9 protein-coding genes are annotated in these 8,583 nt (G+C 66.5%); 4 read left to right on the top strand and 5 right to left on the bottom strand.

Annotated elements, in window-relative coordinates; genetic code table 11:
- The first annotated feature begins 227 nt into the window (after nt 1-227).
- Nucleotides 228-1,688, top strand: a complete 1,461-nt coding sequence (locus tag KBY71_RS04260; protein ID WP_254927720.1) for a glycoside hydrolase 100 family protein — start codon at nt 228-230, stop codon at nt 1,686-1,688.
- A gap of 81 nt (nt 1,689-1,769) precedes the next feature.
- Here KBY71_RS04260 and petD read toward each other — a convergent pair whose 3' ends face one another.
- Nucleotides 1,770-2,252 (bottom strand): cytochrome b6-f complex subunit IV, encoded by a 483-nt coding sequence (gene petD, locus KBY71_RS04255; RefSeq protein WP_254927719.1) that lies wholly within the window; start codon nt 2,250-2,252, stop codon nt 1,770-1,772.
- Between the two features lie 88 nt (nt 2,253-2,340).
- A complete protein-coding gene (gene petB / locus KBY71_RS04250) occupies nt 2,341-3,024 on the bottom strand; it encodes a cytochrome b6 (protein ID WP_190390725.1) in 684 nt (227 codons plus the stop codon).
- 50 nt (nt 3,025-3,074) lie between these two features.
- Here petB and ctpZ point away from each other — a divergent pair, with 50 nt between their 5' ends.
- The 3 genes from ctpZ to minC are packed head-to-tail and all read left to right on the top strand — an operon-like array spanning nt 3,075 to nt 6,357.
- Nucleotides 3,075-4,376: a carboxyl-terminal processing protease CtpZ gene (gene ctpZ / locus KBY71_RS04245; protein ID WP_396095068.1), complete on the top strand. Its 1,302-nt coding sequence runs from the start codon at nt 3,075-3,077 to the stop codon at nt 4,374-4,376.
- A 2-nt stretch (nt 4,377-4,378) separates the two neighbouring features.
- Nucleotides 4,379-5,620: an HD domain-containing protein gene (locus tag KBY71_RS04240; protein ID WP_254927718.1), complete on the top strand. Its 1,242-nt coding sequence runs from the start codon at nt 4,379-4,381 to the stop codon at nt 5,618-5,620.
- Nucleotides 5,621-5,649: 29 nt separating this feature from the next.
- Nucleotides 5,650-6,357, top strand: coding sequence for a septum site-determining protein MinC (gene minC / locus KBY71_RS04235; protein WP_254927717.1), 708 nt, complete (start codon nt 5,650-5,652; stop codon nt 6,355-6,357).
- Here minC and KBY71_RS04230 read toward each other — a convergent pair.
- Genes KBY71_RS04230 through KBY71_RS04220 form a run of 3 tightly spaced genes read right to left on the bottom strand, consistent with a single transcriptional unit; the run spans nt 6,347 to nt 8,536 of the window.
- A complete protein-coding gene (locus KBY71_RS04230) occupies nt 6,347-6,949 on the bottom strand; it encodes a chromate transporter (RefSeq protein WP_254927716.1) in 603 nt (200 codons plus the stop codon). The genes minC and KBY71_RS04230 overlap by 11 nt on opposite strands.
- Nucleotides 6,946-7,509, bottom strand: coding sequence for a chromate transporter (locus KBY71_RS04225; RefSeq protein ID WP_254927715.1), 564 nt, complete (start codon nt 7,507-7,509; stop codon nt 6,946-6,948). Before KBY71_RS04225 ends, KBY71_RS04230 begins: the two co-directional genes overlap by 4 nt.
- Nucleotides 7,502-8,536, bottom strand: a complete 1,035-nt coding sequence (locus KBY71_RS04220; RefSeq protein ID WP_254927714.1) for a phospholipase D-like domain-containing protein — start codon at nt 8,534-8,536, stop codon at nt 7,502-7,504. Before KBY71_RS04220 ends, KBY71_RS04225 begins: the two co-directional genes overlap by 8 nt.
- Nucleotides 8,537-8,583: the final 47 nt, after the last annotated feature.

Genomic DNA, 8,583 nt, shown 5'->3' with positions numbered 1-8,583 from the left:
GAAACGCCGCCTTCCGGCGACTCAGAAAACTTACAACACCGTCGGCTCGCGCCTCCTTCTGTCGTAAGCCTGCTCGCTCAGGTCTCCCTTCCGCGCGCAGTCCAAAAACATAACACCTCAGTTGCCCCCACTGCAAGCAACGGTGTCGAAGGCGACAGCAGATCGCCGCAAAACCCTTGCAGCACAGGGCTGCTGACCAAATCGACCAGCGCTTCTATGGTGCGGCCATGGCAAGGCATTTCAGCCAGGAGCAACTGCGGGTGCGCCCCAGCTCCAAGGAAGAAGCGGTGGTGGCCAGCGCACGCGAGCACTTCGAACGCACCCTGGTGCGGGTGCGCGGCGAGGTCGTGGGCTCAGTGGCCGCCTTGGAGCACCCCAACAAGAGCGATGCCGCCAACTACGGCGAGGTGTTCCTCCGCGACAACGTGCCGGTGATGCTCTACCTGCTCGTGCAGGGGCGCTTCGAGATCGTGCGCAACTTCCTGACGGTGTGCCTCGACCTCCAGAGCAGCACCTACCAGACCCGGGGCGTCTTCCCCACCAGCTTCGTGGAGCAAAACGGCGAACTGATCGCCGACTACGGCCAGCGCTCGATTGGCCGGATCAGCTCGGTGGACGCCAGCCTCTGGTGGCCGGTGCTGTGCTGGCTCTACGTCCAGCACAGCCGCGATGAGGAGTTTGGCTCCAGCCAGAAGGTGCAACGGGGCGTGCAACTGCTGTTGGATCTGGTGCTGCATCCCACCTTCGAAGGCACCCCGGTGCTGTTCGTGCCCGACTGCTCCTTCATGATCGACCGTCCCATGGACGTGTGGGGGGCTCCTCTGGAGGTGGAGGTGCTGCTGTTCGGCTGCCTGCGCAGCTGCTGCCAGCTGATGGAACTGGCCCAGAAGAATTCCATGAGCCGACTGCTCGACCAGCGGCTAGTGCTCACCCGCCAGTGGCTGCACGATCTGCGCTCCTTTCTGCTGAAGCACTACTGGGTCACCAGCAAAACCATGCAGGTGCTGCGGCGCAGACCCACCGAGCAGTACGGGGATCAGCAGCACGAAAACGAATTCAACGTGCAGCCCCAGGTGGTGCCCCCGTGGTTGCAGGACTGGCTGGAAAACCGCGGCGGCTACCTGATCGGCAACATGCGCACCGGCCGACCTGACTTCCGCTTCTACAGCTTGGGCAACTCCCTCGGCTGCCTGTTCGGCCTGCTGACGGCCCCCCAGCAACGGGCCCTGTTCCGCCTGGTGCTGCACAACCGCCAGCACCTGATGGCCCAGATGCCGATGCGGATCTGCCACCCCCCCATGGAGGTGGAGGAGTGGGCCGAAAAAACCGGCTCCGACCCGAAAAACTGGCCCTGGAGCTACCACAACGGCGGCCACTGGCCCAGCCTGCTCTGGTATCTCGGCGGCGCCATCCTGCTGCACGAACAGAAGCATCCCTCCGCCGACGTGCTGCTGATGGGCCAGATGAAGGCCATGCTCGAAGAGTGCTACTGGAGCCAGCTCAACCAGCTGCCCCGCCAGCAGTGGGCGGAATACTTCGACGGCCCCACCGGCACCTGGGTGGGCCAGCAGGCCCGCACCTACCAGACCTGGACGATCGTGGGATTCCTGCTGTTGCACCACATCCTGCGGGTCAACCCCGACGATGTGGCCTTGCTCGATCTCCATGCCAGCGGGCGCCAGGGCTGAAGACAGCAAAAAGCCGCGACCGAAGCCGCGGCTAGATAAGGGGATCGAGCTGATCTGAGCAGACCCGTCAGGGCAACCTGCTCAGAACAAGCCGAGGGTGAGGGACTTGTCGATGGGCAGAGCGGCGCCAATGCCGAGGTAGATGGCGAAGACGGTGCCAAACAGGAACACGGCCATGGCCACCGGACGGCGGAAGGGGTTCTGGAACTTGTTGAAGCTCTCGATGAAGGGAACCAACATCAGGCCCAGGGGGATCATGGTCTGCAGGGCGATGCCCAGCAGCTTGTTGGGAACCACCCGCAGGATCTGGAACACCGGGTAGAGGTACCACTCGGGAAGGATCTCGAGCGGGGTGGCGAAGGGATCAGCCTTGTCGCCCAGCATCGCCGGGTCGAGCACGGCCAGACCGACCATGCAACCGATGGTCCCGAGGATCACCACCGGGAACATGTAGAGCAGGTCGTTAGGCCAGGCGGGCTCGCCGTAATAGTTGTGGCCCATGCCCTTGGCCAGCTTGGCGCGCAGGTTGGGATCGGTGAGGTCGGGCTTCTTGAGGATGTGCATGGCTGGGTGCCGGGAGCAGGGATCTCAGGGGACAGTGAGTGGAGCCTAAAGGGGATGGAGCGGCGGATGGGACCGCCGCATCAATGGGTCACAAGGGACCGGAAATGCCCTGCTTCCGGATCATCAGGAAGTGCATGAGCATGAACACGGCCAGCAGCCAGGGCATGACGAACGTGTGGAGGCTGTAGAAGCGGGTGAGGGTGGACTGGCCCACGCTTTCACCACCGCGGAGCAGTTCCACCATGAAGTCGCCCACCACGGGGACGGCGGCGGGAACACCCGAAACAATCTTCACTGCCCAGTAGCCCAGCTGGTCCCAGGGGAGGGAGTAGCCGGTGACGCCGAAGGACACGGTGATCACGGCCATGGTGACGCCGGTGACCCAGGTGAGCTCCCGGGGGCGTTTGAAGCCACCGGTGAGGTACACGCGGAACACGTGCAGGATCAGCATCAGCACCATCATCGAGGCACTCCAGCGGTGCACCGAGCGGATCAGCCAGCCGAAGCTGACGTCGGTCATCAGGTACTGGACCGAGGCGTAGGCCTCAGCCACCGTGGGCTTGTAGTAGAAGGTCATCGCAAACCCAGTGGCGAACTGGATCAGGAAGCAGACCAGGGTGATGCCGCCCAGGCAATAAAAAATGTTGACGTGGGGCGGCACGTACTTGGCGGAGATGTCGTCGGCAATCGACTGGATCTCAAGGCGCTCTTCGAACCAGTTGTAAACCGGGTTCGAAGCCTGTCCGGAGTTTCCAGCAGGAGTGTTCGCCATGCAGCTGGGTGGTTTGGTTGCGAGAGTCTACCGATGAACCCGAGCCGCTCGTGAGTGCTCCGCGCCCCAGGACCAGGCCTTCTCAACCCTTTGCAACAGCGCGGAAACCCCTGCTGAAACGCTGGCTTCACCCCCTGCTCCAGCCACTCCTGGTCCAGGGCCTGGGACTGGCCCTGGCCCTGGCCCTGCTGGCGGCCCCCGCCGCGGGGGTTCAGGCCCTCAGCGACACCCAGCAGCTGGTGGTGGAAGCCTGGCGGCTGGTGAACCAGAGCTATGTGGATCCGGGCCGCTTTGAGCAGGTGCACTGGAAACGCCTGCGCCAGAAGGCCCTCGAGCAACCCATCACCAGCTCCGCCGCGGCCTACGACGCCATCGAGGCCATGCTCACGCCCCTGGGTGACCCCTACACCCGCCTGCTGCGGCCGGACGACTACGCCACCCTGCGCTCCAACACCCAGGGCACCGTGACCGGGGTGGGACTGCAACTGGGCCTGCGCAGCAGCGACCAGACCATCGTGGTGATCGCCCCCCTCGACGGCTCACCCGCCGCCGAGGCCCAGATCCCGAGCGGGGCTGAAGTGGTGAAAGTGAATGGCCAGACCACCAGCGAGCTCGGACTGGAGCGCACCGCCGCCGCCCTGCGGGGGGCGGCGGGCAGCAAGGTTCTGGTGCAGCTCGCGGTGCAGGGAACCCCACGGGAGGTGGAGCTGGAACGCCGCCAGGTGGACCTGCGGCCCGTGCGCAGCAAGCGGATCCGGGTGGGTGACCACACCCTGGGCTATCTCCGGATCACCCAGTTCTCCGAACCGGTGCCCCAGGACGTCCAGGACGCCCTCGACGCCCTGAGTGCCAAGGAGATTGAGGGGCTGATCCTCGATCTGCGCAACAACTCCGGGGGACTGGTGAGTGCGGGCCTGGCCGTGGCCAACGACCTCCTCGATGGCGCTCCCATCGTGGAAACCCAGGACCGCGACGGACTCCGCTCCCCCGCCCAGGCGGGCCCCGGCACGCTCTACGGCGGACCGATCCTCACCCTGGTGAATGGCGGCACGGCCAGTGCCAGCGAAATCCTGGCCGGCGCCCTGCAGGACAACGGCCGCAGCGCGCTGGTGGGCAGCCGAACCTTCGGCAAGGGTCTGATTCAGACCCTGATTCCCCTGGGCGACACCAGTGGCCTGGCGGTGACCGTGGCCCGCTACCTCACCCCCAGTGGTCGGGACATCCAGAACCAGGGCATCGCGCCGGATGTGGTGCTGGCCGAACCCGAACCCCTGGATCCCGGAGGCGAGGCGGACACCTGGCTGGAGCAGGCGGGCCGCTTGCTGGCGAGCCGCCTGGACGCGACCCTCTGAACATGGGGGAACGCACCTATCACGATCCGCTGCACGGCGCCATCCGGCTCGATCGCTCCGATCCAGCCGAAGCCCTGGCCATCGACCTGATTGACACGGCCCCCTTCCAGCGCCTGCGCCGGGTGCGCCAGCTGGGGCCCGCGTTCCTCACCTTCCATGGGGCCGAATCCAGCCGCTTCACCCACTCACTGGGGGTGCTGCACCTGGCCCGCCTGGCGCTGCGGCAGCTGGAGCGCCACCATCCCGACCTGGCGGAGCACCGGGCCGTGCTCTACGCCGCCGCCCTGCTGCACGACGTGGGCCATGGCCCCCTGAGCCACTCGGGCGAAGAGATGTACGGCCTCCATCACGAAGCCTGGTCAGGCCGGCTGATCCGGGAGCATCCGGCCCTGCGGGACTGCCTGGAGGCCCAGGGGCCCGGCAGCGCCACCGCCGTGGCCGATCTGCTCGAACACGGCCAGCACCCCTGCAGCGCCATCAAGGCCCTGGTGAGCAGCCAGCTCGACTGTGACCGGCTCGACTACCTGCTGCGGGACAGCTACAGCACCGGAGCGACCTATGGCCGACTGGATCTGGAGCGGATCCTGGCCGCCCTCACCCTGGCCCCCGACGGCCAGTTGGCCATCACCCCCAAAGGACTCATGGCCGTGGAGCACTACCTGGTGGTGCGCAACCTGATGTACCGAAGCGTCTACAACCACCGGCTCAACGTGGTGTGCAACTGGCTGCTCAACCAGGCCATCGCCACCGCCCGGCGGCTGGGGCCGGAGCGGGTGTGGGCCGACCGGGTGATGGAGCGCTGGCTGTGGCATGGCCCGGAGCTCGATCTGGAAACCTTCCTGGCCAACGACGACATCCGCACCGGCTACCACCTGATGCGCTGGATGGAGGAGGGCCCGGCCGAGCTGCAGGACCCCTGCCGCCGGCTGCTGGAGCGCCGTCTGCTCAAAGCCACCGATGTGAGCCACGTGGAGCCGGGTCGTCGACTGGAGCTGCTGGCGGCGGCGCGGCAACTGAGCGAAGCCGAGGGCCTGAGCGCCGAAACCAGCTGTGGGCTGCAGCAGCGCCAGAGCCGCGGCTATCACCCCTACAAGGGGGGATTGCGGCTCTGGGACGGCGAGCACCTGCAGGCCCTGGAGCACCGGTCGACCCTGGTGCAGAGCCTCACGGTGCCGGTGGAACTCGCCTGGCTGATCCATCCCGCAGAGGTGGCACCTAAGTTGCGCCAGTTGCTGAACCGTTGAGCCGGTTGGCTGATGGGAGAGGGCCAGCGATGCAAGCCGTGTTGATTCCAGATTCCTCAAGCCTGGGAGCCCATCTCCTGCGGCTGCCGGAGCCCCAGGACGCTGGAGTTGAAGACGTGGCCGCCCTGGTGCAGGGGGCCCTCACCAGTGCGGCCCTGCTGGGCGACAGCCCGTTGCGGGGCCCCGTGCGGTTGGAGGCCGGTGCCTGGCGCCTCAGCCTCACCCCCCTCAGGGATCTGAGGGATCAATTGGCCAGCCAGCACTTGGACCTGGTGGAGCTCACCAGCAGCCATCCCCACACCCACGTGGCGGCCGCGGCCCTGGGCATCGAGAGCCGCTGGCCCCACGCCAGCGACCCAAACGGGGGCCAGGGGGGTGATGCCGATCCAGTCGTGGAGCTGGTGGTGCACCAGGGCACGCTGCGCTCCGGCGACCATCTGCAAGTGGAGGGAACGGTGCTGCTGCTGGGGGACGTGAACCCTGGGGCACGGATCTCCGCCGGCGGCCACGTGCTGGTGTGGGGTCGCCTGCGGGGCATCGCCCATGCCGGCTGCCACGGCGACAACACGGCCCGCATCGTGGCGCTGCAACTGCGGCCCGTGCAGCTGCGCATCGCCACAGCAGTGGCGCGGGGGCCGGAGGGGTTACCTCCGGAAGGGCTGGCGGAGGAGGCCCGGATCGTGAATGGGGCCATTCAGATCGACCCGGCCCAACCGAGCTGGCCCCTCAGCGGTTGATCAGCCCCAGGCCACCCAGCACCCCGGCCACCGCCATGAACCAGAGCGGCGAGATGCGGGTGCGCAGCATCAACCCACACACCACCAGCGACACCAACACCCCAGGGGTATTGGTGTCGGCCGTGCGCAGGATCTTGAGCCCCACAGCAAACAGGATGCCCAAGGTGATCGGCCCCAGCCCCCGCTCAAAGGCCACCCGCCACGGGGAGTGCTCGAGCCGCTTCCAGCTGAGGCAGGCCAGCACCATCACCAGGGTGGACGGCAACAAAATGGCGGCCTCGGCTCCATAGGCGGTCAGCAGGGACCAAAACGGTCCTTCCCGCCAACTGGCCCCGAGACCCAACAACCCCACCAGCATGGAGCTGGGGCCCGGCGCTGCTTCGGCCAGGGCATAGAGATCGGCGAACTGGGCATTGCTGAGCCAGCAGAACTGACTGACGGCCAGATGGTGGTATTCCGCCAGCAAGGTGTTGCCGCCGCCGAGGGAAAACAGCGACAGCGACAGAAATTCCCAAAGCACCTGCAGCAGGGTGCCGAGGTCAGAGAGGCGGGCGGGCTCGCAAACAGCCGCTGAGGCGACCAGCCCACTCATGGCTGGCCCGACCGATGGGGCCAGTACCAAGCCATGGCCAACGGACCGGCCACGAGCACGGCCGGAATGAGGCGCACATGCCACCAGGTGAGGGCGACAAACACCAGGGCCGCCAGCAGCAGGGCCACCCGATCATTCCAGTATTGATCGAGGATCTTGAAGCCCATCGAGAGGGCCATGCCGGCCGCCGCGGCCACCACCCCCGCCAGCACCCGATCAACCGCAGGAAGGGTGTGGAACTGGAAATAGGCCAGGCCCAAGGCCATCAACAGCGTGAACGGCAACAGCAACATCCCCGCCAGGGCCACCAGGGCCCCGGCCAGGCCATGGAAGTCGGCGCCGATGTAGACGGCCATGTTGATCTGGTTCGGCCCCGGGAACAGCCGGGCCACGGTGAGCCCCGTGAGGAACTGCTCGTTGGTCATCCAGCGTCGCTGCTCCACCACGATCCGCTGACTCCAGGCCGACAGGCCGCCGCCAAAGGAGGAGAGCGCCACCTGCAACATGCCCCAGAACAGCTGGCGGAGGCTGGGGCGGGGGGCCAAGGCGGGCTCAGTCATGGACGAAATGGGGATCCGGCGGCAATTCACCCGCCTCATGGAGGCTCGGATCGAGGGGATCGGGGGCGTGGTACTTCTTCGCCGCCGCCCAGTCGGCCTCAAAGGTGCTGCGCAGGCGGGCCACCACCTCGGGGGCATCGGACTCAATGCCGAGTTCCCGGCGCAGGTCGAAGGCACTGCGGTCGATGTTCATCGAGCCGGTCTGGGCAAAGGCCCCATCCACCAAGAGCAGCTTGGCGTGCAACTTCAGGTGTTTCTGGCGCCGCACCTTGACGCCGAAGCGCTCCATCACCCGCAGCGACGAAAAGGTGTCGTAGATGTCCCAGTCGGAGATGCCGTGCTTGCCGCCGCAGAGCAGGCGCACCTTCACTCCGCGCTCCCGGGCCGAAATGATCCGTTCCAGGATCACCGCATCGACAAATTTGGGGTGCTGGATCCACAGCGTTTGCCTGGCCATGTCGATGATCCGGGCCATCTGACCGCGGCTGTGCACGCTGCTCCACACCAGCCCCACCGTGAGGTCGGGGTGGAAGAAGCTGCGGTTCCAGTCGGCCTCGAAGCCGGCGATGACCTCCTCCACCACCGGTGGGTTGTGGCTGACGATCCCGTAATCACGGGTCTCGGTGAAGTATTTGTCGCTGAGGTTGAAGGTGGAGATCAGCACGGCGCTGCGGTCCACCACCAGTGACTTCTCATGGGTCACCGGGAAGGCCTCGCTGGTCCAGGCCACCTGGATGCCCCAACCCTCCAGGCGGGCATGGGCCTCATCATTCCAGCGGTCGCCGCCGGAGGTGTGGGGGTTGAGCATCACCCGCACCTGCACGCCGCGCTGGTGGGCCCGCAGCAGGGCCTGCTCAATGGTGGGCGATTGCAGCTTGAACTGCTTGAGCCGCAGGGTTTCGGCGGCGCCATCGATCAGGGCCACCACGGCCTCGGCTCCGTCATCGGGCATCACCAACAGCTGCTGGGGGGATGGCTGCTCACCCGGCGCTGGCGGCATCGCCGCGAATTCCATCGACAGAGTCATCCCTGCGGAGGCACCGGTTTGTCCTGTTGTAGACCCTGGGCCAGGAG

The organism is Cyanobium sp. T1B-Tous (genome assembly GCF_024345475.1).
Lineage (GTDB): Bacteria > Cyanobacteriota > Cyanobacteriia > PCC-6307 > Cyanobiaceae > Cyanobium_A.
Note: the sequence above shows the minus strand (reverse complement) of the source record. Positions and strands in the feature narration are given on the sequence as shown.

Coding starts and splice junctions, on each gene's coding strand:
- KBY71_RS04260 (WP_254927720.1), top strand. CDS start 228: ATGGCAAGGCATTTCAGCCAGGAGCAACTGCGGGTGCGCCCCAGCTCC.
- petD (WP_254927719.1), bottom strand. CDS start 2,252: ATGCACATCCTCAAGAAGCCCGACCTCACCGATCCCAACCTGCGCGCC.
- petB (WP_190390725.1), bottom strand. CDS start 3,024: ATGGCGAACACTCCTGCTGGAAACTCCGGACAGGCTTCGAACCCGGTT.
- KBY71_RS04240 (WP_254927718.1), top strand. CDS start 4,379: ATGGGGGAACGCACCTATCACGATCCGCTGCACGGCGCCATCCGGCTC.
- minC (WP_254927717.1), top strand. CDS start 5,650: ATGCAAGCCGTGTTGATTCCAGATTCCTCAAGCCTGGGAGCCCATCTC.
- KBY71_RS04230 (WP_254927716.1), bottom strand. CDS start 6,949: ATGAGTGGGCTGGTCGCCTCAGCGGCTGTTTGCGAGCCCGCCCGCCTC.
- KBY71_RS04225 (WP_254927715.1), bottom strand. CDS start 7,509: ATGACTGAGCCCGCCTTGGCCCCCCGCCCCAGCCTCCGCCAGCTGTTC.
- KBY71_RS04220 (WP_254927714.1), bottom strand. CDS start 8,536: ATGACTCTGTCGATGGAATTCGCGGCGATGCCGCCAGCGCCGGGTGAG.